The sequence below is a fragment of the Salinimicrobium sediminis genome, assembly GCF_900215295.1.
Taxonomy (GTDB): Bacteria; Bacteroidota; Bacteroidia; order Flavobacteriales; family Flavobacteriaceae; genus Salinimicrobium; species Salinimicrobium sediminis.
Window position 1 is genome coordinate 544,954 of the sequence record NZ_OCMF01000002.1, and the last position, 26,593, is coordinate 571,546.

23 protein-coding genes and 2 tRNA genes are annotated in these 26,593 nt (G+C 41.8%); 14 read left to right on the plus strand and 11 right to left on the minus strand.

From position 1 onward, the window contains the following. Positions 1 to 169: 169 nt before the first annotated feature. Together CRO16_RS10195 and CRO16_RS10200 are read left to right on the plus strand one after the other, a co-directional pair. A complete protein-coding gene (locus CRO16_RS10195; protein WP_097056272.1) occupies positions 170 to 922 on the plus strand; it encodes a LytR/AlgR family response regulator transcription factor in 753 nt (250 codons plus the stop codon). Further along, on the plus strand, positions 900 to 3,884 hold the full coding sequence (locus CRO16_RS10200; RefSeq protein WP_097056273.1) for a sensor histidine kinase: 2,985 nt from the start codon (positions 900 to 902) through the stop codon (positions 3,882 to 3,884). The genes CRO16_RS10195 and CRO16_RS10200 overlap by 23 nt, the downstream gene beginning before the upstream one ends. A gap of 605 nt (positions 3,885 to 4,489) precedes the next feature. Here the strand turns inward: CRO16_RS10200 and CRO16_RS10205 are convergent. Beyond that, positions 4,490 to 4,574 (minus strand) — tRNA-Ser (locus tag CRO16_RS10205). Positions 4,575 to 4,857: 283 nt separating this feature from the next. Further along, positions 4,858 to 5,286, minus strand: coding sequence for a CBS domain-containing protein (locus CRO16_RS10210; RefSeq protein ID WP_097056274.1), 429 nt, complete (start codon positions 5,284 to 5,286; stop codon positions 4,858 to 4,860). Positions 5,287 to 5,467: 181 nt separating this feature from the next. Between CRO16_RS10210 and CRO16_RS10215 the strand changes: the two genes are divergently transcribed. Next, positions 5,468 to 6,496, plus strand: coding sequence for a M28 family metallopeptidase (locus tag CRO16_RS10215; RefSeq protein WP_097056275.1), 1,029 nt, complete (start codon positions 5,468 to 5,470; stop codon positions 6,494 to 6,496). Positions 6,497 to 7,386: 890 nt separating this feature from the next. Here the strand turns inward: CRO16_RS10215 and CRO16_RS10220 are convergent. From CRO16_RS10220 to CRO16_RS10230, 3 genes are all read right to left on the minus strand, one after another. Beyond that, positions 7,387 to 7,462: transfer RNA gene (locus tag CRO16_RS10220), tRNA-His, on the minus strand. A 62-nt stretch (positions 7,463 to 7,524) separates the two neighbouring features. Then, a complete protein-coding gene (bshB1, locus tag CRO16_RS10225; RefSeq protein ID WP_097056276.1) occupies positions 7,525 to 8,241 on the minus strand; it encodes a bacillithiol biosynthesis deacetylase BshB1 in 717 nt (238 codons plus the stop codon). A gap of 142 nt (positions 8,242 to 8,383) precedes the next feature. Further along, positions 8,384 to 9,556 carry a trans-sulfuration enzyme family protein gene (locus CRO16_RS10230; protein ID WP_097056277.1) on the minus strand — a complete coding sequence of 391 codons (1,173 nt, stop codon included), beginning with the start codon at positions 9,554 to 9,556 and terminating at the stop codon, positions 8,384 to 8,386. 129 nt (positions 9,557 to 9,685) lie between these two features. On the opposite strand from CRO16_RS10230, the gene hutI reads away from it, so the two are divergent. From hutI to CRO16_RS10260, 6 genes are all read left to right on the plus strand, one after another. Further along, positions 9,686 to 10,921 (plus strand): imidazolonepropionase, encoded by a 1,236-nt coding sequence (gene hutI, locus CRO16_RS10235; RefSeq protein ID WP_097056278.1) that lies wholly within the window; start codon positions 9,686 to 9,688, stop codon positions 10,919 to 10,921. After that, positions 10,922 to 11,908, plus strand: coding sequence for a formimidoylglutamase (locus CRO16_RS10240; RefSeq protein WP_097056279.1), 987 nt, complete (start codon positions 10,922 to 10,924; stop codon positions 11,906 to 11,908). A 1-nt stretch (position 11,909) separates the two neighbouring features. Beyond that, positions 11,910 to 12,260 (plus strand): DUF1622 domain-containing protein, encoded by a 351-nt coding sequence (locus CRO16_RS10245; RefSeq protein WP_097056280.1) that lies wholly within the window; start codon positions 11,910 to 11,912, stop codon positions 12,258 to 12,260. Positions 12,261 to 12,263: 3 nt separating this feature from the next. Next, complete coding sequence (locus tag CRO16_RS10250; RefSeq protein ID WP_097056281.1) at positions 12,264 to 12,722, plus strand: GNAT family N-acetyltransferase; 459 nt, start codon at positions 12,264 to 12,266, stop codon at positions 12,720 to 12,722. A gap of 63 nt (positions 12,723 to 12,785) precedes the next feature. Beyond that, positions 12,786 to 13,586 (plus strand): MBL fold metallo-hydrolase, encoded by an 801-nt coding sequence (locus tag CRO16_RS10255; protein WP_097056282.1) that lies wholly within the window; start codon positions 12,786 to 12,788, stop codon positions 13,584 to 13,586. 57 nt (positions 13,587 to 13,643) lie between these two features. Beyond that, positions 13,644 to 14,960: a DUF2254 domain-containing protein gene (locus CRO16_RS10260; protein ID WP_097056283.1), complete on the plus strand. Its 1,317-nt coding sequence runs from the start codon at positions 13,644 to 13,646 to the stop codon at positions 14,958 to 14,960. A gap of 42 nt (positions 14,961 to 15,002) precedes the next feature. Here CRO16_RS10260 and ettA read toward each other — a convergent pair whose 3' ends face one another. Together ettA and CRO16_RS10270 are read right to left on the minus strand one after the other, a co-directional pair. After that, the gene (ettA, locus tag CRO16_RS10265; RefSeq protein ID WP_097056284.1) at positions 15,003 to 16,691 is read right to left on the minus strand and encodes an energy-dependent translational throttle protein EttA; all 1,689 of its coding nucleotides are present in this window, start codon (positions 16,689 to 16,691) and stop codon (positions 15,003 to 15,005) included. Positions 16,692 to 16,804: 113 nt separating this feature from the next. Beyond that, positions 16,805 to 17,278: a DinB family protein gene (locus CRO16_RS10270; RefSeq protein ID WP_097056285.1), complete on the minus strand. Its 474-nt coding sequence runs from the start codon at positions 17,276 to 17,278 to the stop codon at positions 16,805 to 16,807. A gap of 195 nt (positions 17,279 to 17,473) precedes the next feature. Between CRO16_RS10270 and CRO16_RS10275 the strand changes: the two genes are divergently transcribed. Both CRO16_RS10275 and CRO16_RS16460 read left to right on the plus strand, forming a co-directional pair. After that, positions 17,474 to 18,631 carry a vanadium-dependent haloperoxidase gene (locus tag CRO16_RS10275; RefSeq protein WP_097056286.1) on the plus strand — a complete coding sequence of 386 codons (1,158 nt, stop codon included), beginning with the start codon at positions 17,474 to 17,476 and terminating at the stop codon, positions 18,629 to 18,631. Further along, on the plus strand, positions 18,628 to 18,861 hold the full coding sequence (locus CRO16_RS16460; RefSeq protein WP_394341399.1) for a phosphatase PAP2 family protein: 234 nt from the start codon (positions 18,628 to 18,630) through the stop codon (positions 18,859 to 18,861). Before CRO16_RS10275 ends, CRO16_RS16460 begins: the two co-directional genes overlap by 4 nt. Positions 18,862 to 18,932: 71 nt before the next feature. Here CRO16_RS16460 and CRO16_RS10285 read toward each other — a convergent pair whose 3' ends face one another. The 3 genes from CRO16_RS10285 to CRO16_RS16330 all read right to left on the minus strand — a co-directional run bounded on the left by CRO16_RS10285 (position 18,933) and on the right by CRO16_RS16330 (position 21,147). Further along, positions 18,933 to 19,661 carry a LytR/AlgR family response regulator transcription factor gene (locus tag CRO16_RS10285; protein WP_097056288.1) on the minus strand — a complete coding sequence of 243 codons (729 nt, stop codon included), beginning with the start codon at positions 19,659 to 19,661 and terminating at the stop codon, positions 18,933 to 18,935. 2 nt (positions 19,662 to 19,663) lie between these two features. Further along, complete coding sequence (locus tag CRO16_RS10290) at positions 19,664 to 20,716, minus strand: sensor histidine kinase (protein ID WP_143544508.1); 1,053 nt, start codon at positions 20,714 to 20,716, stop codon at positions 19,664 to 19,666. Positions 20,717 to 20,967: 251 nt separating this feature from the next. Next, complete coding sequence (locus CRO16_RS16330; protein WP_097056291.1) at positions 20,968 to 21,147, minus strand: CAL67264 family membrane protein; 180 nt, start codon at positions 21,145 to 21,147, stop codon at positions 20,968 to 20,970. A gap of 209 nt (positions 21,148 to 21,356) precedes the next feature. Between CRO16_RS16330 and CRO16_RS10305 the strand changes: the two genes are divergently transcribed. The 3 genes from CRO16_RS10305 to CRO16_RS10315 all read left to right on the plus strand — a co-directional run bounded on the left by CRO16_RS10305 (position 21,357) and on the right by CRO16_RS10315 (position 25,482). Continuing rightward, the gene (locus CRO16_RS10305; protein WP_097056292.1) at positions 21,357 to 22,985 is read left to right on the plus strand and encodes an acyl-CoA carboxylase subunit beta; all 1,629 of its coding nucleotides are present in this window, start codon (positions 21,357 to 21,359) and stop codon (positions 22,983 to 22,985) included. A 14-nt stretch (positions 22,986 to 22,999) separates the two neighbouring features. Further along, positions 23,000 to 24,631, plus strand: a complete 1,632-nt coding sequence (locus CRO16_RS10310) for a M1 family metallopeptidase (RefSeq protein ID WP_097056293.1) — start codon at positions 23,000 to 23,002, stop codon at positions 24,629 to 24,631. A gap of 428 nt (positions 24,632 to 25,059) precedes the next feature. Continuing rightward, complete coding sequence (locus CRO16_RS10315) at positions 25,060 to 25,482, plus strand: DoxX family protein (protein WP_097056294.1); 423 nt, start codon at positions 25,060 to 25,062, stop codon at positions 25,480 to 25,482. Here the strand turns inward: CRO16_RS10315 and CRO16_RS10320 are convergent. After that, positions 25,479 to 26,579: an AMP-binding protein gene (locus tag CRO16_RS10320; RefSeq protein ID WP_097056295.1), complete on the minus strand. Its 1,101-nt coding sequence runs from the start codon at positions 26,577 to 26,579 to the stop codon at positions 25,479 to 25,481. The genes CRO16_RS10315 and CRO16_RS10320 overlap by 4 nt on opposite strands. Between the last annotated feature and the right edge of the window lie 14 nt (positions 26,580 to 26,593).

Here is a 26,593-nt window from a genome sequence, read left to right on the forward strand (position 1 = left end):
GGAAAAAACAAAAAGGGCATCACATAATTGCAACGCCCTTGAAAACAATCAACTATCACCATTGAATTGTTTTTCTAACTAATAATATACGAATATCATACCGAAATTAATTAAGTTTCTTTGGGGCTAAAGAGATCATAAATTTGTCATAAAATTGTAGTTTTAACGAATGGTAAAAGCGGTAATCATTGACGATGAAGTAAATGCCCAGAATCTATTGGAAAAGACACTGGAAAGGTGTTTTCCTAATAAATTCAATGTGGTAGAAAAATGCAATTCGGTAGATTCCGGTGTGCATGCGATCAAGAAATATGAACCCGAACTGGTTTTTTTGGATATCCAGATGCCCGAGAAAAATGGCTTTGAATTGTTCAAATATTTTGATGTGATCAATTTTGAGGTGATCTTCATTACCGCCTTCAATCAATTTGCGATCAAGGCCATTAAACGCAGTGCTCTGGACTATTTACTTAAACCCGTAAACAGCCTGGAATTGGCTGAAGCGATAAAAAAGTTTGACACCAGGAACAAAGGGAACTTTGCTCAAAAAAAATTGACTCTTCTGCTCGAAAATCTTAATGTTAACGATCAACAGGTGAGTAAGATCGCTTTTCCAACAGTTGAAGGCTTCGAACTCCTGCACTCCAATCAAATTTTGTACTGCAAAGCCGAAAGTAATTATTGTTGTATCAAACAGATAAGCGGTCATACAAAAATGGCGACCAAAACCTTAAAGTATGTGGAGGAAATCCTTCCCTCAAATGCCTTTATCAGGATACATAAAACCTTTGTTATTAATCTAAACTATGTGGTGAGATACCACAAAACCAATAAGGAAGTAGAATTAACCAATGGAGAGAAGCTTCCTGTTTCTTTTCGTAAAGAAGAGGAGTTTATCAATGCCATTTTACAAAACAATTAGGCTTTCCTTCCTCCTCTGTTTGTTCTTTAACTGGGCTTTTTCCCAAAATTATCCCGTTAAACATTATTCAGCAGCCAATGAATTACCCAATAACGCCGTAAGGTCTCTGCTGGTAGACAGCAATAACATCTTATGGATAGGGACTGAAAATGGAGTGGTTAAAAAAGAAAACGATGAATTCAATTATCTTTTTGAAGAAGATGGTCTTGCCCTTAACAGCTGCTGGGCTATTGCCGAAGATAAGAACAAAAATTTATGGTTTGGGAGCTACGGTAAAGGTGTAAGCATCTATGATGGATACAATTTTAAAGTTATTTCTGAAGAACAAGGGTTGGTTCATAATGAAATCACGACGCTGTCGCCTTATGAAAATAAGATGTACGTGGGGACCAGTGACGGAATTTCAGTTATCGATATAAATACTTTTGAAGTCCAAACTTTAGACCATCCATCCAGTAATGAACTTTTCAGGATTTCAGATTTTTTTAAATTCAGAAATGAAATCTATGTGTTCACTTACAGATCAGGAATCTATAAAATTCTGAACAAGGAAAATAATAGCAGGCTGGTCAAAGTGAATGACCATAAATTCGTTTATTCCGTTTTTGTCCACAACGACAGTATCTACAGCAGCAACAAAGGTTTTTTTACTAAAAGTCCGCTGGTGGATTATCTTGGAAAAAATCCTACTTCAGCAAAAAAATCAGGGACCTCTATTATTTGGGATCATGTAAAAACGAATGATGATAGAATTTTTGCAGCAGCCTGGGGTATCTATGACCCCAATGGCGGGATCTATGAACTGCAGGACAGGCAGATGAATTCCAGGGCTTCAGAATTTGATATTTCAAGCAAGGAAGTGACCTCCCTGGCTTATGACCCCAACTTTGAAAGATTATATGTAGGCACCAAAGATGCCGGTTTGTTTGAAGTTGCATTAGATCCTCAGATCAAGTTCAAAGAATTCGAGGGAAAAAGTCTTTTAAGTTTTGCAGAAACAGAAAATACTTTGGCTTTTGTATTTAACGATGGTATTGTTATAAAAAATGATGGAACAGAGCAAAACATAAGCCTGGCAAAATTAAAGACCTGGCAGAGAAATTATGTTCTGAATACCAGACTTCCCTTGCCTAAACACAAAGATAATTTTTATGAACTTGACCATTCCACAAAGGCCGGAGACATCAAAATTTATGACATCAAGGTCTCCGGAGAACTTTATTGGGTGAATACGAATATCGGGATCTATGTTATAAATGAAGCGGCCGAATTGCATCGCTATTTGCCCCTGCATTCAGAAGAGATCAATTTTACTCCAAAAGGAGATCTTATTGAAACCCATCCCTATGGTGGCGTACGGGTTTATAAGGACCTGGATGCTTTCACCTATACTTACTTTAGCCCGCAAGTGCCCACTACTCCAACTATGGTAGTGAATAGTTTACGTAAGGCTGAAAAAACGTACTTCGTTTCGGTCTTTTCCGGCCTTTTTCTTTGGGATAACGACAGGTTTATATCTTATCTACATGATGGCATTTGGAAGGAACAACAGTTAAGACATATTACCTCCTTGGGAGAAAATATTGCAGTGTCATCTGAGTTTGGGGATGTGTTTATTATAAAAGATGACAGGGCACAATTCCAGATTCTAAAAAAAATTCCGCGGGCCGAAATTGAGGGAAACACTATTTCCTTTCTAAAAGATTACAGGGAGATCCTGATCATTGGGACAGAAAAAGGTCTTACCCTGTATGCAAATGACCGAACCATATTTTTGGATCAGGAACAGGGATTGAAACAACCATTATTATCTGCAGAAGTTGATAAAGACAGGCTATATATTGGAAGTAACAGCGGATATTATAATATTGACCTGCAGGATGTAATTCATTCAGAAGCCTTAATAGATCATATCAACCTAAAAGAGATCTTCATCAACAACAGTAAATTTTCTTTGGGTTCGGTGCGAAACAAAGACGAGATCAATCTGGACCATGATCAAAATACTATCTTATTGAAATTCAACACCAATGCACATCCCTTTCCGCATAAATTGAGATACCGGTATCGGTTGAATTCCGGAGACGACTGGAGCCTCCCCTCTGTAAAACCAGAAATTTTCCTGCCTTTTTTACCGGCTGATGATTATGAGGTAGAAGTAAAAGTATTGGACAAAAGTACCGGGTTAAGTTATTCTCAGCAGCTTCTGACTCTTTCCATACTTCCTCCTTTTTGGAAAACCTGGTGGTTCCTTTTATTGATCATGACTTTGGGAATTTTAATGGTGTACGGCATCTATAGATTCCAGATCCTGCAAAGCCGCAAATTTGAAGAACAAAAAAGACTCATCCAAAAACGGTTTGAAGAAACAAAAATGGAAGCATTACTGGCACAAATGAATCCGCACTTTATTTTTAATGCCATGAATTCCATTCAATACTATATCATGGAAAGCGATATAGATAATGCCACTGTTTTCCTGGGAGATTTTGCAAGATTGATAAGGTTAAATCTGGATCACTGTACAAAGCCCAGGATCCTTTTAATCGAAGAAATTGAGTACCTGCAGTCTTATATCAGGGTGGAAAATACCCGGTTTAATAATGCCCTAAAGGTGGAGATGGATATAGATCCTGCTATTGACGTTTATGAAATCCAAATTCCCACCATGCTATTACAGACATTTGTGGAAAATGTATTTGTTCATGCCTTCCCTCCGGGAGTGAAGGATCCAACTTTAAAGATTACATTCAAGAGGCTTCAGGAAAACGTCTTACAATGTAAGATTGAAGATAACGGGGTGGGTTTCACTCCCGGAACTTCTAATAAACTTCATACCTCCAGAGGTGTTTCCTTGGTAAAAGAGCGTTTAATTCTTTTGGGATATAATATTGATGAAGCCATTTCCATTACTTCCACTAAAAATAAGGGTACAACGGTTGAACTTAGACTACAGGTTTAACGATTACTTATAAAATCCATACGTTCGCTAAATGGAATTATATGGTTTTCTTTTTAGATATATATTTACAAAAAATTAAGAATTAGAGTTAGAATAGTTCTGCGGATAATTAATTATATGTAGGGTATTAATAAGTTTCCGGGATAAGTTTGATTCTTATTTCCTTAATTTTTAAACAATCAATTCGGTCTTGAGATCGGTGAATTGTCTGCAAAAACCACTAGCCATTAGTTAGTGGTTTTTTTTGTAGTTATGTTCCCGCAGTCTTTTATTATTCCATGTGAAATGGAGTTAGCTATAAATACACAGCCTGCGGTCATAAAAGAAAATAGGTCGCTACAATATTGGTTAGCAGTAGAGAAAATTGGATTACCTGAAGATGATCCAGGGAGGGGAGCCTGCAAAGAAAACCACGCCCTGCTCCCATAGTTTTATTAAGAAGCAGAGGGATTAACTGCGTTGATCCCCGGGAGGGGAACCTTGCATCTTTAAATGCTTCAGGCTGCGCCTGTAAACATTTTCTTTTTAATCCAGGTTTTCAAACTCCGTTTGAACCTTCCTTAAAAACAAAATGCTTCCCATTTCCGGGAAGCATTTAAAGTTTGCGGAGAAAGAGGGATTCGAACCCCCGGAGGTGTGACCCTCAACAGTTTTCAAGACTGCCGCATTCGACCACTCTGCCATTTCTCCTGAGTGCCTCATCAGCTATTTGCTGAATGCGGGTGCAAATATAAAAACCTTTTTGGAATATAAAACAAGTTTCTCGAAATTTTAAAAAAGAAGTTTTCCTTTAAGAATTGTAGGAAAAGGTAAGCGTGAAGATTCTTACAACATCTGTTAAATACAGGTTAAATCAACTTTACCCATGTAAATTTGTAAGACAAAATATTCTATCTTGAGCTTCAAAGCATTAGCCTGTAATATGGCTCCATAAGTGAGAAGCGTATCCCCCTACAGTACACTTCTCACTTTTTTAGTCCCCCTGTTCCTTTTGAAGAAAATATTTGATGATATCTGTTGTGGTAACTATCCCGGTTAGACAGTTGTCATCTACTACAGGCAAAGCGTGAAATTCGCTTTTTAGAAATAGACGGGCGGCTTCTGTGACTGTGGTTTGAGAATTGATGTGCTGCACCTTGGCTGTCATGACCTGTTCAACAGAGAACATATCGTAAACTGTAGTCTCTACTTCCTCATCATTTGAATTCAGTGCATCCGCAAAGGAGATCCGAAGCAAATCGTTCAGACTCAGCATTCCCACAATATGATCATTCTCAACTACGGGCAAATGTCTAATATGATTTTTTTTCATTAAAGATTCAGCAGTAGCAAGATCATCAGACAAAGAAACTCTATGGATGTTTTTTGTCATTATTTCGGAAACAGGTACGTCATTTTTCATGTCATTTATTATTAGGCATTTCTCTCGGGTCCTTTAAAAATACGACAAAATCACCTCATTCTATTCAATGCACCGGGTTTTTTTCTTCAGTTTTAACCTGATATCACCGAGCAATTGAAAGCTTTCATTTTTGCTAAAATCTGTTATCTTGCCTGTTCTTATTTAAACCCTAAAATAAAAAATGAAAAAAGTAATTCTATTTTCTCTTGCGGTTAGCCTTGGAGCATGTAAAGCTCAGCAGCCGCGTGACATTGCCGATGCTAATCCAATGGAGTATGCCAATACCATAACTTCCGGAGATCTTAAAGAGCACCTTTATACCTTTGCAAGTGATGAGTTCCAGGGCAGGAATACGGGAGAACCCGGACAAAAAATGGCTGCCGAATACCTTAAAAAAGAGTATAAAAAACTCAATATCCCATCTCCTTTGGGCGGGGATGATTATTACCAGGAAATTCCGGGAAGTTATTTCACCAGAGGAGAGATAAAAGATACAGAAAATGTGCTGGCTTATATCAAAGGCAACAGCATGCCCGAAGAGGTTCTTGTGATCTCTTCTCACTATGATCACGTAGGTGTTGACGATGAAGGCAATATTTATAACGGGGCCGATGATGATGGCTCGGGAACTGTTGCTATCCTGGAAATTGCTGAAGCTTTTAAAAAGGCTCAGGAGGACGGATTCACTCCAAAACGTTCCATCCTGTTCCTTAACGTCACGGGGGAGGAAAAAGGTCTTGTCGGCTCTAAATTTTACTCTGAAAACCCTGTCTTTCCACTGGCTAATACGGTTACCAACCTCAACATCGATATGATAGGACGTATTGGAGAAGGAATGGAGAATGCCGGAGATTACGTTTATCTTATTGGAAGTGATAAACTAAGTACGGAGCTTCATGAATTAAGCGAGGAAGTGAATGCGAAATATATGAACATGAACCTGGATTACACTTTTAACGATGAGAATGATCCTAACAGGTTTTACTACAGAAGCGATCATTACCATTTCGCCAAAAATGATATTCCAATTATCTTTTATTTCAACGGGGTACATGAGGATTACCACCAGCCTACAGATACACCGGACAAGATCGAATATGATCTGCTGGCAAAAAGAGCAAAGCTGATCTTCTTAACAGCCTGGGAAGTTGCAAACCGTGATGAAAGACCTTTCGTTGATAAACCTACTTTAACCGAAGCATCAGAATAGTTACTGATCTTTAGAAGTACTACCATCAAACCTCATAGGTCTTTTAGACTGTGAGGTTTTTTATTTTTAGCGGCCACCCCTCCTTCGAAGGGGGCCCGTCCAATTTATATTTTAATAAGATAACAGCTGCGGAAACATTTATAAAAAATCCACTCCGGGAATAAAGAGTTACCGCGGAGTGACATAATGAAGTTGTTTTCTTGTGAAGCAGTTAAAATCGCTGTCAGGGTTTTCAACCTCTGACAGGGTTGATCAAATTTGGCATAGGTTTATCATTTGTGTTGGCGCGGATTTGTAATCCGTGCCGTGAACTACTCTCCCACCTGTCAGCGGCTTTATGCCCTGACAGGGTTTACTCCAAATGCCTCATTAAAAAGCTGGCGTCGGACTCGGACCGTATGAGTAACTACAAATCCGGCAGATCATACCCCACCCCGACCTGCGGCCACCCCTCCGTAGGAGGGGACAATTCAATTCTAATTTTGGAAAAATTGGCAGCTCCGGGGGAGCGGTATATTTATAGAAAATCCACTCCGGGAATAAAGAGCTACCGCGGAGTGATTTAATTAAGTTGCTTCCTTGTAAAGCAGTTGAAACCGCTGTCAGGGTTTTCCCAACCTCTGACAGGGTTGAGTCCAAAATTTTAGCATTGGTTCACCTTTCCTGTTGGCGCGGATTTGTAATCCGTGCCGTGAACTATTTAAAAATACTATCCAAAAAAAAAACCTCCTCGTTTTCACAAGGAGCTTTTAAAACGGGTGGAAGACCGGGTTCCCTTCGATCCCGAAGCCTCGGGACTCAGGACGGGCTTCTCACCCGGTCTTCAATTATAAAATAGATCACATCTATCAAAAAAAAAGCTCCTCGTTTTCACAAGGAGCTTTTAAAACGGGTGGAAGACCGGGTTCGAACCGGCGACCTCCTGAACCACAATCAGGCGCTCTAACCAGCTGAGCTACAACCACCATTTTAATCGGACGCAAATGTAGTACAAATCCTTTCTTTTACAAAAGAAAAAAATCGCTTTTTTATATCAAATCAAACAGGGAATCTACTGCCACATGGCGGCTCACGTTGTAACCTTCTGCATATTCAGTATTTATGAGTCGTCCCAGATCCCTTGCCCTGTAGCTAATACTGTCAAAAAAATTACTGCTGGAAATAGGAGTGTCGGGTTCCTTGCTGTTTTCATCAAAGAATTGCGACCTGTAGGCCTTTACAGATTCCAGCTTTTTGTCCATAAACCCGGTGACATCCACCACCACGTCCGGTTTAAGATTTCTCCACTGGATGTAGTGGAAAACATTTTTCGGGCGCCAGGCGTGTTGGGAATTGCCGTCTAATATGGTTTCGATCTTTCTAAGGCCGCTTAAAAAACAGGCATCATTTACCAGTTGCGCCCCTTTGCCATGGTCAATGTGTCGGTCCTCAATGGCGTTACACAACACGATCTCGGGCCTGTATTTTCTCAGGATCTTAATGATCTCAAGTTGGTGAGCGACATTGTTGACAAAGAATCCGTCGCTGAATTCAAGATTTTCTCTAAAAGCCACTCCCAATATCTTTGCGGCATCTTGTGCCTCCTGATCTCTTATTTCTGCTGTGCCGCGGGTGCCGAGTTCTCCCCTGGTAAGATCGAGGATCCCGACTTTCTTTCCGCGTGAAATCTCTTTGGCCAGAGTAGCCGAACAACTTAATTCCACATCATCGGGATGAGCCCCGATAGCAAGTATATCTATTTTCATTTTTACTCTTCTTGTCTTTATGGTTTCGCTTTTATGGCCACGAATACACACATATTTTTATTTCTGAACTCAATAAACTGCTCACCGACCCCAGACCACTGAACACTGAACACTGAACACTAAAAAATCCTGGTTCTTGCCTTTATAAACGAACATCAAGCATATCCTTCCGAGTCTCCTCCAGGGCCTGCTCGATATCTGCAATAAGATCTTCGGCTTCTTCAATACCTACAGAAAACCTCATCAATTGATCCCCTATCCCCTGCTCTTCCCGCTCTTCGGCAGTTAAAAGTGCGTGAGAGGTCTTGGTGGGGGAAAGAATTGTTGATTCTACCCCGGCCAGGCTCATGGAAGGTTTAATAAGCTTCAAATATTTCATAAAGGTTGTTGAATCGAGATCCTTCAGCTCAAAACTCAGCATCCCCCCAAAACCTTTCATTTGTTTTTTAGCAAGCTCATGATCCTCGTGGGAAGGCAATCCGGGGTAAAACACCTTGCTTACAAATTCGTTTTGCTCAAGGAATTCTGCCAGCTTCTGCGCATTCTCATTCTGCGCCCTCACCCGAATTCCCATGGTCTTAATACTTCTTTCGAGTAGCCATACTGTGTAATCACTAAGGCTTCCGCCGAAATTTTTAGCCAACTGAAAGATCCTGTCGATCTTCTCTTCCGAAGAAATAACAGCTCCAGCAAGAATATCGCTGTGCCCGCCCATATATTTCGTGGCCGAATGTATCACCACATCGATCCCAAAGTCAATCGGATTCTGGTTCACCGGCGAGGCAAAAGTGTTATCGATCATACTCACCAGCCCATGGTTCTTCGCGAGATCTGCCACCGCCTGAATATCTGTGACAGTAAGCAAAGGATTTGACGGGGTCTCTATATAAATGACTTTGGTGTTCTCTTTTATCTCCTTTTCAAAAGCCGCTGCGGAAAGATCTTTGGTAAAAGAAAAATCGATCCCAAATTTTTCAAATTCTTCGGTCACCAGGTTGCTGGTGCCGCCGTAAAGCGTCTTCTGAAGCACCACATGATCCCCTTTATGTAAAAAAGCCAGCAGCGAAGTGCTTACTGCGGCCATTCCGCTTCCAAAGATAAGAGCAGCGTCTCCATGTTCCAGGGCTGCCATTTTTTGCGCCAGGGCCCGTTGGTTGGGCGTGTTAAAATATCGTGGGTAACGCTTTACCTCCACATCTTCATAAGCGTAGGAGGTAGACATATAAAGTGGGGAGACGGCGCCGCGAAATTGTTCGTCCTTTAGCTCTCCCACGTGCGTACAAATGGTATTTAATCCGGGTTTTCTTGAGGTCATAGTTGCTTGAAAAAATTCTTCCCTAAGTTAAAAAGAAATACCGAGACACAAGAGGTGCCAAAAATGACATTTTCAGGAGGTATTCCTGCGAACCCCTGCTGTTTCTCACTACTTTTCTATCTTTACGTTATGAAATTGCTTTTTAAGAACATAAAACAACTGGTCCAGGTTAGAGAAGAGACCCTTAAGCCGCTAAAAGGCAGCGAAATGAAGGAACTTCCGTTGCTGGATAACGCCTGGTTGCTGGTGGAAGACGGAAAGATCGCCGACTTCGGAAAGATGGCCGATCTTCCCACTTTTGAAGATGCATCTGTGATCGATGCCTCCGGAAAAATGCTTTTACCCGGCTGGATCGATTCCCATACACATTTGGTTTACGCCGGAAACCGCGAGCAGGAATTCGTCGACCGCATCAACGGCTTAACTTATGAAGAGATCGCTGAAAAAGGTGGCGGAATCGTGAATTCAGCTAAAAAATTACAGGAAACTTCGGAAGATGACCTCTACCTGCAGTCGGCTAGGCGGCTGGAGGAAGTGATCAAGATGGGCACAACGGCCATCGAAATAAAATCGGGATACGGACTCACCACAGAAGCCGAACTAAAGATGCTGCGGGTGATCCACAAACTGAAACAGAACTACAAGCTTCCTGTGAAGGCAACATTTTTAGGAGCTCATGCCCTGCCTCCGGAATTCAAGAACGACAAAGATGGTTACATGGACCTCCTCATCAACGAGATGCTGCCCAAAGTAGCCGAAGCAGGTTTGGCAGATTATGTGGACATTTTCTGCGAAAAAGGTTATTTTTCAGTAGAAGATACCCATAGGTTGCTCGAAGCCGGCAAAAAGTTTGGTCTTATTCCGAAGATCCATGTGAATCAATTCAACGCGATTGGTGGAATTAAAGCTGCCGTGGCTCATAACGCCCTTTCCGTAGATCATCTCGAGGTAATGGAGCCGGAAGATCTTGAGGCGCTAAAAAGCAGTGACACTATGCCCGTTGCGCTTCCCTCCTGCTCTCTTTTCCTTGGCATTCCATATACTCCCGCACGTGAGATCCTGGATAATGACCTGCCGCTGGCACTCGCTACCGATTATAATCCCGGAAGCACCCCCAGCGGAAACATGAACCTGGTGATCTCGCTGGCCTGCATCAAGATGAAAATGAACCCGGAAGAGGCGATCAACGCAGCGACGATCAATGCTGCTTACGCCATGGGCATTCTTGACACCCATGGCAGCATTACCAAAGGCAAGGCTGCCAACCTCATCCTTACAGATGATATCCCCTCCTACGGATTTTTGCCGTATTCTTTTGGGGCCAACCATATTAATTCGGTTTACATCAACGGTAAAAAAGTATAGATGCACCACCTGAAGCTTTATTCTGAAAAACATATCTCCAAACTCATTGCAATCCGGAACGGAGAGACCAAGCTGGGGCAAAAGTTTCAGTTTGTAGAGAGCCTTGAGGAGCTGGAAAAAACTGATGCCCGATTTGTTATTTTTGGCATTCCTGAAGATATAGGCGTTAGTGCGAACTTCGGAAATGCCGGAACAGCCAATGCCTGGGAAGCTTTTTTAAGAGCATTCCTGAATGTGCAGGAGAATGAATACAATTCCGGGGAAGAGATCGTGCTGCTGGGAGAGATCAATACTGCAGAACTGATGCAAAAAGCGGGAAACATAGATGTTTCAGATCCCAATTATGTTCAGAAGCTTGGAGATCTTGTGGAGCAGGTGGATGTGATGGTGAGCGAGGTGGTCAAAAAGGTGATTTTGGCAGGGAAATTTCCCATTATCATTGGCGGCGGACATAATAATGCTTTCGGAAATCTCAAAGGTGCTGCGGAAGCTTCCGGAAAGACTATTAATGTGCTCAACATCGATGCCCATACAGATCTGCGCCGGTTAGAACACAGACACAGTGGGAACGGCTTCAGCTATGCCCTTAAAAATGGCTTTTTAGAGAGGTATTCTATTTTCGGCTTGCATAAAAATTACACACCTCAGTACATTTTTGACGAGATGAATGCTTCCGAAGCAATACAGTACCGGCTCCTGGAAGAGCTTCCGCAGCAAGAGCGACCAGGGAAATTCCGGCAGGCACTGGATTTTGTAAAAGGAGAAAAGTTCGGCCTCGAACTTGATTGCGACGCAATAGCAAATTTCCCCAGCAGTGCCGCTTCACCCGCAGGATTCAGCATCGACGAGGTAAGAAGCTATTTGAAAATAGCTGCAAAAGAAAAAAATTGTTGTTATCTTCATATTTGTGAGGCAATGTCAGCCACAAACTATCCAACAGGAAAGGCGCTGAGCTATTTGGCTACCGATTTTTTACAAGAGCGATAATATGCATGAAACTGTACAATTTTACGTAGAATGGGCTGCTTTGGTCATCGAAGTTGCAGGAGTTTTAGTCATGGTCATTGGGCCTTTTTTTGCACTATGGAGATACTTCTTTAATCAACATGAGGATGGAAGCACTTACCGCACCTTTAGGCATGATCTGGGAAAAGCAATTTTGTTAGGCCTGGAATTTTTAGTGGCAGGCGACATTATAGCTACAGTAAGCACGGCTCCTACGATGGATAATGTACTCGTACTTGCAGTCATTGTAGTAATAAGAACCTTCTTAAGCCTTTCTTTGCAGGTTGAACTTGAGGGCAAATGGCCCTGGCAAAAAAAAGAAATCGGAAATTAATTCATGGAGATCATTTCATTTGAACCTAAATATGCCAAAGATTTCAGAGATCTGAACATCGAATGGCTGGAAAAGTATTTTTGGGTAGAACCTCATGATGAGGAGGTATTGGGTAAACCTGAAAAATACATTATAGAACCCGGGGGAAATATCTTTTTTGTTCGGGAACATGATAAGATCATAGGCACCGTGGCCCTGATGAAAATTGAGGAAGGTATTTTTGAACTTACAAAAATGGCAGTAGTACCCGCAGCACAGGGAAAGAAGATAGGTCAAAAACTTATGGTCCATTCCATTGACTTCGCAAAAAGCCGGGGCTGGAAAAAACTGATCATCTGGTCTAACCGCAAACTTGAGAACGCGATCTATATCTACCGGAAATACGGATTTACGGAAATTCCCATTGAAGGGGAGAATCCTTACGCCCGTGGCGACATAAAAATGGAGCTGCCGCTTTCCTAAAGAATTACTAAAGCTGTGGCTAAAGGACTCATAAAGTTGTAATTTTAACAAAAACAACTACTTATGAGACATATCATTTACCTTTTAGTGGCAGGCATTTTCTTTACCGGATGTAAAAATAATTCTGAAGAAACAGAGTCCACAGTGCCACAGGAAGAGGCGCGTGAAACCCGTGACACCATGGAAACCGCACAGGTGGAAGTAATACCAGTTTCTCATGCTACAATGATCATCAAGTGGAACAATACCACGATATATGTAGACCCTGTTGGAGGCGCAGATACTTATTCTGAACAAGACTCTGCAGATGTAATTTTACTCACAGACATTCACGGCGACCACTTGGATGCTGAAACTCTTCAGGGGCTGGAATTAGGAAATATAACTATCATTGCGCCCCAGGCGGTAAAAGATGAATTGCCCGATTCCCTGGCAACAAAGGTGAAGGTGATGAACAATGGCGAAAAGAAGAGCCTGCAGAATTTTACTGTAGAAGCCATTCCCATGTATAATTTAAGAGAAGAAGCCAAACAGTACCACCCTAAAGGCCGCGGAAATGGCTACGTAATTGAAAGTGAAGGACAGCGGCTTTATATCGCAGGAGACACCGAAGATATTCCTGAAATGCGACAGCTTAAAGATATCGACATTGCATTGATCCCGATGAACCTGCCCTATACCATGACCGTGGAAAAAGCTGCAGACGCGGTGTTGGAATTTGCACCAGACAAGGTGTATCCTTATCATTTTAGGGGAACAGAAGGGAAGGCAGATGTAGAAAAATTCAAGCAGCTCGTGAATGAAGGCAATAAGGATATTGAAGTGATCCTTGCAAACTGGTACCCTGAAGACGCAGCGGAATAACAACAAAAGAAATAAGTTAAAAACCCCGCTTGAGCGGGGTTTTAATTATCCTACAGCATGAAGAACCTTTTTTCAAGCCTCGCCTCCATCTACCGCAATATCAAGAGTAAAATCGCTTTTTACCCAACGCTATTTGCGCTCTCGGGACTGTTGTTTGCCTTTATAATGCTGTACCTGGAGGAAAGGGGAATCTCAGGTTATCTTGTCGAGAACATCCCGATACTTGTGGTAAATAACGGAGATACTGCCCTAACCATTTTAAGCGCCTGTATCACCGGACTCATCTCGATGATGGTTTTTAGTTTTTCAATGGTTATGGTGCTTCTCAACCAGGCCTCCACGAACTTTTCTCCCCGACTTCTTCCCGGACTTATTTCAGACCATAAACATCAAATCATTTTAGGGATCTATCTCTCAAGTATCCTCTTTTGCATCTTCATTCTTTTTTCTATTCAGCCTACAGGAGATCAATACCAGATTCCGGGTTTTTCGGTCCTGGTGGGTATTTTAGCAACAGTGATCTGTATCTGCGCCTTTATTTATTTTATCCACACTATTTCCCAAAGTATCCAGATTACTTTTATTCTTGACAAGATCTACCTTACGGCAAAAGATAGGCTGAAGATCCTCCTGGAGCGGGAATCTGAGCAGTCGACGGAATTCCCCGACACCTCCACCTGGAAGGAATATTATACCGAGACCAGTGGTTATTTCAGAGATATTTCCAGGGATCCACTGTTAAATTTCTGCAAAGATCATAAAACCCGAATAGAAATTCTTCCTGTGCGGGGCATGTTCGCGCTTCAGGGGATTCCATTATTCCGCAGTGAAAAAAACCTTTCGAAGGATGAACTTAAGGGCATTCTCCGATATTTTCATTTCGCCAGAGAAGAGCTTGTGAGCAATAATTACGTTTTGGCTTTTAAACAGATCGCCGAAGTAATTGCAAAAGCCATGTCTCCCGGAATAAATGACCCCGGGACAGCCTTAAATGCCATAGACTACCTTACAGAGCTGCTAAGGATGAGGATGCTAAAAAGTGATGTCTCATACATATCTTCAGAAGGCAAAACCTATGCCTGTGAAAGAGCTGTGAATTTTGAGGAGTTACTCTACAATCTTTTGGCCTCCCTTAGAACCTACTGTAAACATGATATTGTAGTGGTTCAAAAGTTGGGAAAGATGTTCAGCTATCTTCAAGAACAGCAGGCAAACGAAAGTTCCTATTATAATGTTTTAGACAGGGAGGCAAAAAGATTGCTGCAGGACGCCCAACAAAGCATTGACAATAAAGCCGACCAGGATGTTATAGATAGAATGGCAAAAGAGCTAAAGATCGACCTGAGTCAAGACTCCAATAAAAAACTGCTTTAGAATTTCTTCCAAAGCAGTTTCTCCATACCTTCAAAAAAGGCATTATCTCACCAGCTTTTTATACTTGATCCTTTTTGGAGCCTGGTCTCCCAGACGTTTCTTTTTATTCTCTTCATATTCAGAGAAGCTTCCTTCAAAGAAATACACTTCAGAATTTCCTTCAAAAGCGAGGATGTGAGTACACACCCTGTCCATAAACCAACGGTCGTGAGATATGATCACTGCACAACCTGCAAAATTCTCCAGACCTTCTTCCAAAGCTCTAAGTGTATTCACATCAAGGTCGTTAGTAGGCTCATCCAGCAGCAATACGTTTCCTTCTTCTTTTAAGGTCATCGCCAGGTGAAGGCGGTTCCTCTCACCTCCCGAAAGTTTGCTTACTTTTTTGTTTTGCTCACTTCCGCTGAAGTTAAATCGGCTTAAGTAAGCTCTTGAGTTAACCTGTCGGCCGCCCATAAGGATCAACTCCTGCTCGTCGCTGAAGTTTTGCCAAATGGTTTTTTCGGGATCTATATTAGTATGACTTTGATCTACATAGGCGATCTTTACAGTGTCTCCTACATCAAAAGTACCTTTATCGGGTTTCTCTTCGCCCATGATCATTTTAAAGATCGTGGTCTTACCTGCCCCGTTAGGCCCAATGATTCCAACGATCCCCGCCTGCGGAAGTTTAAAATTAAGATCATCATACAGCAGTTTATCTCCAAAGGCCTTGCTCACCCCTTTGGCCTCGATCACATTAGTTCCCAAACGCGGACCATTTGGTATGTAGATCTCCAGCTGTTCATCCATTTTTTTCTGGTCCTGGCTTAACAATTTATCGTAGTTGTTAAGTCGGGCCTTTTGTTTAGCCTGTCTTCCTTTTGGTGCCATACGTGACCATTCCAATTCTCGCTCCAAAGTCTTTTGACGTTTGCTGGCCTGCTTTTGTTCCTGGGCAAGACGTTTTGCTTTTTGATCAAGCCAGGAAGAGTAATTTCCTTTCCAGGGAATTCCCTCCCCGCGATCCAATTCAAGGATCCATCCCGCAACATTATCCAGGAAGTAACGGTCGTGAGTTACGGCGATCACAGTTCCTTTATATTGCTGAAGGTGTTGTTCCAGCCAAAGGACAGACTCGGCGTCCAGGTGGTTGGTAGGCTCATCCAGCAGCAACACATCTGGCTCCTGAAGCAGTAGTCGGCAAAGTGCTACCCTTCTTCTCTCCCCTCCGGAAAGTACTCCGATCTTTTTATCGGGCTCGGGAGTTCGAAGTGCATCCATGGCGATCTCCAGCTTGGTATCAAGTTCCCAGGCATTGCTGGCGTCGATCTGGTCCTGCAAGGCAGCCTGCTTATCCATAAGCTTCTGCATTTTATCGGGATCTTCATAAACTTCCGGCAGCCCAAACATGTCGTTAATCTTGTTGTATTCTTCCAGGATCGCAACGGTTTCTGCGGCACCTTCTTTAACAACTTCTAAAACTGTTTTCTCATCATCAAGTTTTGGCTCCTGTTCCAAAAGACCTACGGTGTAACCCGGCGCGAATACGACATCCCCCTGATAGTTCTTTTCATCCCCTGCAATGATCTTCAGCAAGGTAGATTTACCCGATCCATTTAGACCAAGGATCCCAATCTTTGCTCCATAAAAGAAACTTAAATAGATGTTCTTTAGTACCGGAGTATTTGCTCCCTGGTAGGTTTTGGTCAACCCACTCATGGAGAAAATCACTTTATTATCGTCTGCCATAAATATAAATTTTCAGTTTATTCTTCAGAAAGTCTTTAATCCTTCCTCTAATTCTAATTAACAGACAAATATCACAATTTTAGATTTGATTTTATTACTGCTGCTTAAGAATTTCAGGAGGGATGGAGTCCAAGGTGCCTCAGGATGATGAGGAGCTGTCCACTATGGTAAGAAGTATGCTCAATAACCAGCATTATCTCTCTAAAGAAGCTGTGATGCTCATTGGAAGGCACATGATCATCCAGTTCAACTCTATCAATTAAAGCGGCTAATTTTTCCCGGCCTTCGAAAAATCTTTGTTGCAGCTCTTTCCATTCAGTTTCCTTAGCCGGGGCTACTTTGTCGGGCCAGTAATCCTGCGGCCAGGAAGGAGGTGAGTAAAGCGAATTTGTGCAGTATTCCAGAATGTCATCTTGCGTGAAACACATATGGTAGAAAAGCTCATAGAAAGAGTAAGGAAGTCCCTTGGGCCTAAAATGAATGTCTGTAAAAGAAATCTTTTTAAGCATCTCGTCAACAGGCATGAATGCCTCCCCTCCCAGAAGGTGAGTTTGGAGTTGCTTTTTAAGGAGGTTGTTGGAATTCATTTAAGAGATTTACATAAGGTTTCAGGAAGCATAAGTTACAATTAAAATTTTCTAATAATTAAAATTCCAGGTAGAGAAAAAATAAGTTCATCTTCCAAAATCAATCCTTTGTCACCGGGAATTGCATATATATCTACACTCCTTTTTTCATCTCCTAATTGACCCTAAATTCATGTAAATCAAAACATTATGGTCATGAAAACAAAACTAAAATTTCTGGGAGTAGTACTTCTTGTTTGTAGCCTTGGAGCTTGTGAAAAAGATGAACTCGAGATAGTGGATCTTGATCGATCTGCTTCTGCCGATCTTAAAGCCGTTAAAAATTATAATAACGGGATGATTAAATCTTACAGTAATGAGACAGTTCTCACCTGGAACGAATTTTTAAGTAATTCGATAGACAACTCATTGCCCCAGCCATTTGAGGCCAAGATTTATGCAATGGTTACTTTGGCTATGCATGATGCACTGAATAATGTAGTTCCAAAATATGAAACTTATGCCCTGGATAATATAGGAGTTGATGCAGGTGACATTTCCAAAAAGAACATTCATTCCATTGCCGATGCAGCGGTATCTCAAGCTGCGAGAGATATGATTGCTGTTCTTTATCCCGATGCGCAGGCTGCTGCCGATGATCTACTAACCTCGATCCTTTCCGGAATTGAGGATTCAGAATTAAAAACCAGGGGAATTCTCATTGGACAGGATGCTGCAGCTGCTATGTTTGAAAAAAGAGCAAATGATTTCCCTTTGCGCTTTGAAACCTTTGTTGGCACGACAGAACCCGGAGACTATCAGTCGAACTGGCCACCTTTCATTAATGCTACCCCAATGTGGCCTGCTAATGCAGTTTATGCTCCTACTTTAGGAGACCTTACTCCTTTTGGAGCACTTTCCGGAGATCAATTTAGGAATGAAACGCCTAATGCTCTAAATTCCGCAGCATACCTGGCGGATTATAATGAAGTAAAATCTCTGGGTTGTACCACCTGCCCTTTAAGAACAGCTGAGCAAACCGAAATTGGCGCCTTCTGGATCGAGAGTACTGCAAGTTCAATGAACAGGGTGGCAAGAACCCTGGTAGCGCAGGAAGACCTGGATGGTTGGGAAGCTGCACGTCTTATAGCCCTTGTTGAAATGGCCGTAATGGATGGCTATATTGCTTCATTTGAAGGAAAGTATTATTTCAATTTTTGGAGGCCTATTTCTGCCATAAGAGCAGGAGACATGGATGGAATTGATCAAACTGAAGGAGATCTGGAGTGGACATCTAATTTTACCACACCGCCTACCCCGAATTTCCATCAACACATGCCTATACCGGTGCTGCTGCCGCCGCAGTTTTTATAGAGTATTTTAAAAAGGATAAAATTGATCTGACTGTCACCAGTCCTTACAATCTTCCTACTGCGGAACGACACTTATCAAGTTTTTCTCAAATGTCCTATGAAAATGCAATTTCAAGAATATATATTGGATTTCATTTTAGGCATGCAGTCGAGGTTGGAGAAAAACAAGGCAAAGAACTGGGGGAATATATTTTTAAAAATAACTTACAGGAACTTAAAAAGGTTTTATAACGAAGATCTCATGAAAAAATCTGAACCCTTTTTAGATAGTCCGGCTCAATAGCCGGACTTTTCTTTTGAATTCATCTTTCTGCTACCCCATCGGGCAAATCTGAAATATTGTAGGATAAACGACGAAAGGTTTGAGTATAGCTTTTTCCGATAGGTAGTTCAACTTTATTAATTTCCACATCAGTTTTTGTAAATGCTGTGATCTTGCTTAAAGATACCAGATAGGACCTGTGAATTCTTATAAACTGGTTTTCTGGCAACATTCTTTCTACATGATTTAGAGGAATCTTTACTTTGAGTTCACGTCCCTTCTTCATGTGTATTACCACATAATCCCGAAAGCTTTCCACGTAAAGTATTTCTTCTAAAAACACTTTAATCATTTTTCTTTCCGATCGAAAATAGACGAAACTCACAGGAGAAGACGCTGTCTCGGCAACAGGCACATTGGTTTGCAAAATCTTATTTACAGCCTTTAAGAATCTTTCAAAGGAGATGGGCTTAAGCAAGTAATCTACAGCATTAAGTTCAAAAGCTTCAACTGCAAATTCTTTGTGAGCCGTGGTAAATATTACTTTTGGAGGTTGAGGAATGGTCTTCAACAATTCTGTTCCAAATAATTTCGGCATATGTACATCTAAAAACAGAATATCAATCTTCCTGTCCGAGAGTAAATTCAGGACCTCAAAGGCATTCTTACAGGTTCCGCAAACTTCGAGTTGAGGAACAGTTTCAATGTACTTTTCAAGAACCTTCACCGCAGGTGGTTCGTCATCTACTATCAAACACCTGTAAATCATTTTCAGATAGATTTAGTTAATTGCAAATTATCCAGGTACTGCTCTTCCAGGATCTCTACCTCCAGCTCAAGGTTGATCACATAAACTTCTTCCAGTTTTTCTTTAACCAGCCTGTATTTTCCTTTGTAAAGGATCTCCAATCTTCTCATGACATTGGAAAGACCAATTCCACCCTTTGTTGTTCCTTTTCCTGGTTCAGGATCAATACTATTGATGAGAACAAACTTTAAAAGCGATCCATCCAAAGATAAATGGAAGCTTATCCAGCATTGATCTATTTGTTTACTGGTCCCATGTTTAAAAGCATTCTCAAGAAACGGAAGCAGTAACAGAGGAGCAATTTGAAATGCTTCTATATTTCCGGAAATACTTACAGAAAGTTCCAGTCTGTCGCCATAACGCATTTTTTCCAGAGCAATATAATTTTGCAAAAGTTCCACCTCCCGGGCTAAAGATATTCTGTGGGTATTGCTTTCATATATCATAAACCTTAGCAATTCTGATAATTTCAGAACTATTTGAGGAGATTTCGGTGAAAATTCCAGGGTATGGGAGTAGAGGTTATTGAGGGTATTAAATAAAAAATGAGGATGAAGTTGCGTCTTTAGCAGTCTAAGTTCTGCTACTGTTCTCTGCTGTTCGGCTTCTATCGTTTGTTTTCTTTGCAGGTACCAGTATTTCAGAAGTTTTATAGAAGCCGCAATTGCTGCAATGTGTATAAACGGAAGTATATTTCTCCCAACGGTGAAGCTTGCTCCCTGCAGGCGTGGATCACTGGTTAAAGACAATTGAGCAACAACTGTATAGATTCCACAGACCATGATGAGAAATATAAATCCCAAAAAGAATTGAAGATATTTTCGGTGTAAAAGAAAAGTGGGGACTAAAAAATACAGAAGGCTGTAAACCATGATAAGATGCCCCGGAAGAAAAAACATGGCATTCAGGATCGACTTCATTGGATCCACTCCCAGCCCAAACCCCCAGGCAAAATACATGACTACCAATATCCAGAAAAGAATATGCAGCCCTATAGTTTTAAGTTTTGCACTCACCTCTTTATTTTATAAACAACAACTACTGCTGAAAATATTAAATCAAAAAGGGGATTTTAAATCAGCCTACCTCTCGTTTGGGGAAGTAAGTTTAAATGAGAAAAGTAGATATGAAAAGATACAAATTACCCTTATATAAATTTTAAAAATTTTCCAGGGAGAATAGTTAACTTCTGATTTTTTAGAAAAAAGGATATCCTCTTCTTGAGAGAAAAAGAGAAATATTACTAATCTAAGGGGAATGTTATTTTTTAAACCCTTCCTTTTAAGGCATTAAAAGCCCAGGACATTACAAAAAAACCTATACCCACCGTGGAAAAACCAATAGCATAATCCTGATATTTTAGTACCCCAAGAAGGACAAGGGCTATACCGATTAAAAGCATACAAAATGATGCCCAGGCAAAAATTGAATTCTTGTTCATTCCCATATTGCAAAAAAAGTAAAGGTTACAGGAGCAGCAGGCTCCCGGAGGGCAAAAGTATATAAGCGATGCCGGTGCTAATATGACAAAGGTCGCAATTTTAAATATTATTTTAAAGATTTATAGTTAGCGGGTTTTTGTATTTTAGCAAGCATTGAAAAAATAGAGGCTGTTGAGCCTCTCATACATTTTAAACCGACTCTTTAACCTTATCAATGGATATTCAATTTAATAAAAACGAAGACCACAACAAATTATTAGTTTCAGATCTTAACCACCGCCTTAAACAGGTTAAACTTGGTGGCGGGGAAAAACGTATAGAAAAACATCACAAAAAGGGCAAAATGACTGCCCGTGAGCGGATCAATTACCTGCTGGATGATGAAAAAGAAGCCATTGAAATCGGGGCTTTTGCAGGAGATGGTATGTATGAAGAACATGGCGGCTGTCCCAGTGGCGGTGTGGTGGTGAAGATTGGAAAGGTTTCTGGAAAACAGTGTATTGTGGTTGCTAATGATGCCACGGTAAAAGCGGGCGCCTGGTTCCCTATAACTGCAAAAAAGAACCTGAGAGCTCAGGAGATTTCCATTGAAAATCGTTTACCTATTATTTATCTGGTGGATTCCGCCGGAGTTTACCTGCCCATGCAGGATGAGATCTTTCCTGATAAAGAACACTTTGGAAGGATCTTTAGGAACAATGCTGTTATGAGCAGTATGGGGATCACCCAGATCTCTGCCGTTATGGGCAGCTGTGTTGCCGGGGGCGCCTATTTGCCTATCATGAGCGACGAAGCTCTTATCGTAGAGAAAACCGGAAGTATTTTCCTCGCCGGAAGCTATCTTGTAAAAGCAGCGATTGGAGAATCCATAGATAATGAAACTCTTGGAGGCGCTACCACTCACAGCGAGATCAGCGGGGTGACCGACTATAAAGCTAAAGATGATAAAGACGCCCTGGACACTATCAAAGGTTTGATGGACAAGATCGGGGATTATGATAAGGCCGGTTACAACCGGAAATCTCCAAAAAAACCGGCTAAAGATCCGCAGGAGATCTACGGAATACTTCCCAAACTTCGGAATGAGCAGTATGACATGCACGAGATCATTGCGAGGCTGGTAGATGATTCTGAATTCCAGGAATACAAGGAAGGTTACGGGCAAACTATTATTACCGCCTACGCCCGAATTGACGGCTGGGCAGTGGGAATAGTTGCCAATCAACGCAAAATCGTCAAAAATGCAAAAAAAGAGATGCAATTTGGCGGAGTGATCTATTCCGATTCTGCCGACAAAGCCACACGATTTATAGCAAATTGTAACCAAAAGAAAATTCCGTTGGTGTTCCTTCAGGACGTGACCGGTTTCATGGTGGGTAGCAAAAGCGAACATGGAGGCATCATAAAGGACGGCGCAAAAATGGTAAATGCGGTAAGTAATTCCGTAGTGCCAAAATTCACAGTGATCATTGGAAACTCTTACGGTGCGGGTAATTATGCGATGTGCGGAAAAGCCTATGACCCACGCCTCATTTTTGCATGGCCAAGCGCCGAACTTGCTGTGATGGGTGGCACCCAGGCTGCAAAGGTACTGGCGCAGATCGAAACAGCTTCCATGGAGAAAAAAGGAGAAAAAGTAGATGCCGAAAAGGAGAAGGAAGTATTCGAACAGATCAGAGCCCGCTACGACCGGCAAACTTCGGCCTATTACTCTGCAGCACATCTGTGGACAGATGCGGTGATCGATCCCCTGGACACCAGGAAATGGATCTCTACGGGTATTGAAGCTGCCAACCATGCTCCTATTGAAAAAGATTTTAACCTTGGTGTGATCCAAACCTAAGTTCCCTTTCCAAAATGAGAATTTCTGCCCTCCTTTTTTTACTGATCCTGGTTATTGCCCCTATTCAGGCCCAGGTGCTTTCCAATAAAATTACCTTTACTGAGGCCGATACCCTTCGGGGTTCCCTGCGGCCGGAAAGAAATTATGATGTTCAAAAATATCATCTTAATGTCCGGGTGGAACCGGATGAAAGGTTCATTTCCGGGTATAACACTATTAGTTTTAAAGCTGATGAAGATCTTCCGGTAATGCAGGTGGACCTTTTTCAGAACATGAAGGTGGATTCCATTTTGTACAAGGGAGAAAAGATGAAATTCAACAGAAGGTACGATGCCGTATTTGTTGATCTCCAGCCAAAAGTGACAAAAAACAGTATAGATTCAATACAATTCTTCTATTCCGGAAATCCTAAAGTAGCCAAAAACGCACCCTGGGACGGCGGATTTGTTTTTGATAAAGACAAGGAAGGAAATCATTTTATTGCTGTGGCAGTTCAGGGGACCGGAGCCAGCCTTTGGTATCCCAACAAGGACCATCAAAGCGATGAACCCGAAGAAGTTTTGATCCAGGTGGCAGTGCCTCATGAATTGATGAACGTATCCAACGGTAGGTTTGTAGGTAAAGAAGTGCTGGAGGACGGTTATACACGGTGGGATTGGAAAGTAGAAAGTCCTATAAACAATTATAATGTAGTGGTCAATATTGCTAATTATGTTCATTTTGAGGACAGATTCAGAGACCTGGATTTAGATTACTACGTGCTGCCATACCACCTGGAAAAGGCAAAAAAACAATTTGAGGAGGTGAAGTTTATGATGAACTGCTTCTATGAGAAATTTGGCGCTTATCCCTTTGAAGAAGATGGATTTAAACTGGTGGAAACCCCTTACCTGGGCATGGAGCACCAAAGTGCTGTAGCCTACGGAAACGATTATAAAATGGGCTATCTGGGCAAGGACTTAAGCGGCACCGGCATCGGCCTTAAATGGGATTTTATCATTATACATGAAACAGGCCATGAATGGTTTGGAAACAGCATTACAGCAGCAGATATTGCCGATATGTGGATCCATGAAGGCTTCACCTCCTATTCGGAAGCTGTTTATATCGAATGCCGCTGGGGGAAAGAAGAGGCTCTGGAATACCTACAGGGAACCCGGCGGGGAATAGGAAATCAAAAGCCGGTCATCGGACATTACGGTGTCAACAGTGAAGGCTCGGGTGATATGTATGCCAAGGGTGCAAATCTGCTGAACACCATTCGCAGTATCTATGACAATGACGAACTATGGTGGAAAACCTTAAAAAATTATACTGAAACTTACCGTCACAAGATCATTACCACTCAGGAAACCGAAGCTTTTTTCAATAAGGCTATTGCATATGACCTGCAGCCGGTCTTTGATCAATACCTGCGGAATAAATCAATCCCGGAATTACAATTCCGCAAGAAAGGCAAAAAGACAGAATTTCGATGGAAGGCAGATGTAGAGAATTTTGATATGCCGGTGGATGTGATTCTCAAAGGTAAAGAAGTGCGACTTCATCCTTCCGACCAATGGCAAAAATTAGAAGTAAAGGTTTCTTCTCCGGAAGAAATTGAAGTCATGGAGAAGGAATTCTATATTAACAGAAAGAATCTGTAATTAGGTTTCACACCACAAATTTTATTGATGGCGCGGATTTGCAATCCGTGCCGATTCCTTATTCTTACCTCCAACCACTGTCAGGGTTTAAAACCGCGGATAGTGTTTTTCGATGGATGGCGCGGATTTGCAATCCGTGCAGATTCCTTATTCTTACCTCCAACCACTGTCAGGGTTTAAAACCGGTAACAGAGTTTTCCCATGGATGGCCCGGATTTGCATTCAGTGCTGATTCCTTATTCTTACCTCCAACCGCTGTCAGGATCTAAAACCGCTGACAGGGTTTTTCGATGGATGGCGGATTTGCAATCCGTGCCGCTTACTCTACCAGAAAAAGCAACCGCTGTCAAGGATATTGTGTAAAATTTTCTTCTCCGCTTTTTCAAATCACTAATTTTCAGTAAATTATAGTTTCTAAATCAGGAGCTATGATGTCTATCAAATCCCTAAACAAATGGGCCAATGCGCATACCTATTATCCGCTTGACCTGCTGAGAATCGTATTGGGAGTTTTCTTTTTCTTAAAAGGAATTCAATTCGTTGCACAAACTCACATGCTTACCGAACTTATTGGACCTCTTAAAGGTTATGGGGGAGTAATGTTGTTGATACATTATATCGCTCCCGCACATTTGGTAGGTGGCCTTTTAATTGCCTTTGGATTACTTACCCGCTGGGCGCTTATTGCACAGTTGCCAATCCTGTTTGGAGCTATACTTATAAATTTTATGGGAGTAATGCACTGGGGAAATTTAATTTTGGCAGTAGTTGCCCTGGCGCTTACCGCCTTCTTTATCTATTACGGTTCGGGAAAGCATTCTCTGGACTACTACTTCAAAATGCAGGTTTAGGCCATTCTGCTTTTTAGAGTGTTGGCGCGATGTATCTTTCCGTTGGGAGTTTCTTCAAACTTCTCGACGAAATATATCTTTTTAGGCACTTCGAACTTACCCAGTTTCCGGCAGGCTTTAATCTCCCGTTCCAGGTTGTTTAGAGCAACTTCAGAAAACTCGCTCTCTACCATAAGGACCAGCTTTTCTCCTAATGCCGCATCGGGTAAGGAAGTCACAAAGAACCGGTGAGCAATGATAGGTGCAAGCTTGGCTTCTATCTCTTCGGGATGTAATTTTACTCCGCCGGAGTTGATCACATTGTCTATCCTGCCTTTCCAGATAAATGTTTTTTCTGAAAGCAGTTCCACAACATCATTGGTGATCAAGGTCTCATCGGTAAGCTGCGGGGCATCAATGACCAGGCAGCCGCGGTCATCTGTACTGATACTTACATTTGGAAGCACCGTAAAAGGCACGGGGTCTTCTTTGATCTTTTTCTTTGGATTGACATGCCGGGCAGCAATATGGGAAACGGTTTCGGTCATCCCATAGGTTTCGTATACCTCTGTACCTATTTCCTGCACCAGATTCCGGAGATTACTTGACACTGCTCCTCCTCCAACAATTAGTTTTTTGATCAAATGTAACCTGCTAAGGGAGTTATCCAACTGGAACGGCGTCATCGCACAAAAATCATAGATCTTGAAAATACGATCCAACGGATTGGCTTTGGGAAGTTCCAGGTCGAGTTTCCAACCAAGAAGCATGGCTCTTACAAGCATCATCTTCCCCGCAATAAAGTTGACCGGAAGACAATGCAGGGCTGTAGTTCCGGGTCCCAGATCAAAGAATTTGCCCGTGGCACGGGCACTATTGATCATTTGTTGTTTCCTGATCCTTATTCTCTTTGGAGGTCCGGTAGAGCCGGAAGTTTTTACTTCAACATAATCTTTATCATTCAACCAGTCCAGTAAAAAATTGCCCGCCTGGCCTTCATAGGGTTCCCCTTCCTTAATCAAACTATAAGCTACCGCGGCCAGATCCTCATTGGTATAGTACAGGCCGTTTAACCTGAAATCGGGATGTGTCTCGGGTAAGCTGAATTCATTTTGCATAACTTTAATAAAGT

Bases quoted from the DNA above. Each gene is read 5' to 3' on its own strand.
- bshB1 (WP_097056276.1), bottom strand. From the start codon at position 8,241: ATGAAAATAGATATACTTGCTATCGGGGCTCATCCCGATGATGTGGAA.
- CRO16_RS10245 (WP_097056280.1), top strand. From the start codon at position 11,910: ATGCATGAAACTGTACAATTTTACGTAGAATGGGCTGCTTTGGTCATC.
- CRO16_RS10195 (WP_097056272.1), top strand. From the start codon at position 170: ATGGTAAAAGCGGTAATCATTGACGATGAAGTAAATGCCCAGAATCTA.
- CRO16_RS10310 (WP_097056293.1), top strand. From the start codon at position 23,000: ATGAGAATTTCTGCCCTCCTTTTTTTACTGATCCTGGTTATTGCCCCT.
- CRO16_RS10210 (WP_097056274.1), bottom strand. From the start codon at position 5,286: ATGAAAAATGACGTACCTGTTTCCGAAATAATGACAAAAAACATCCAT.
- CRO16_RS10270 (WP_097056285.1), bottom strand. From the start codon at position 17,278: ATGAATTCCAACAACCTCCTTAAAAAGCAACTCCAAACTCACCTTCTG.
- CRO16_RS10305 (WP_097056292.1), top strand. From the start codon at position 21,357: ATGGATATTCAATTTAATAAAAACGAAGACCACAACAAATTATTAGTT.
- CRO16_RS10285 (WP_097056288.1), bottom strand. From the start codon at position 19,661: ATGATTTACAGGTGTTTGATAGTAGATGACGAACCACCTGCGGTGAAG.
- CRO16_RS10275 (WP_097056286.1), top strand. From the start codon at position 17,474: ATGAAAACAAAACTAAAATTTCTGGGAGTAGTACTTCTTGTTTGTAGC.
- CRO16_RS10230 (WP_097056277.1), bottom strand. From the start codon at position 9,556: ATGACCTCAAGAAAACCCGGATTAAATACCATTTGTACGCACGTGGGA.
- CRO16_RS10320 (WP_097056295.1), bottom strand. From the start codon at position 26,579: ATGCAAAATGAATTCAGCTTACCCGAGACACATCCCGATTTCAGGTTA.
- CRO16_RS10255 (WP_097056282.1), top strand. From the start codon at position 12,786: ATGAGACATATCATTTACCTTTTAGTGGCAGGCATTTTCTTTACCGGA.
- CRO16_RS10240 (WP_097056279.1), top strand. From the start codon at position 10,922: ATGCACCACCTGAAGCTTTATTCTGAAAAACATATCTCCAAACTCATT.
- hutI (WP_097056278.1), top strand. From the start codon at position 9,686: ATGAAATTGCTTTTTAAGAACATAAAACAACTGGTCCAGGTTAGAGAA.
- CRO16_RS16330 (WP_097056291.1), bottom strand. From the start codon at position 21,147: ATGGGAATGAACAAGAATTCAATTTTTGCCTGGGCATCATTTTGTATG.
- ettA (WP_097056284.1), bottom strand. From the start codon at position 16,691: ATGGCAGACGATAATAAAGTGATTTTCTCCATGAGTGGGTTGACCAAA.
- CRO16_RS10250 (WP_097056281.1), top strand. From the start codon at position 12,264: ATGGAGATCATTTCATTTGAACCTAAATATGCCAAAGATTTCAGAGAT.
- CRO16_RS10260 (WP_097056283.1), top strand. From the start codon at position 13,644: ATGAAGAACCTTTTTTCAAGCCTCGCCTCCATCTACCGCAATATCAAG.
- CRO16_RS10215 (WP_097056275.1), top strand. From the start codon at position 5,468: ATGAAAAAAGTAATTCTATTTTCTCTTGCGGTTAGCCTTGGAGCATGT.
- CRO16_RS10200 (WP_097056273.1), top strand. From the start codon at position 900: ATGCCATTTTACAAAACAATTAGGCTTTCCTTCCTCCTCTGTTTGTTC.
- CRO16_RS10315 (WP_097056294.1), top strand. From the start codon at position 25,060: ATGATGTCTATCAAATCCCTAAACAAATGGGCCAATGCGCATACCTAT.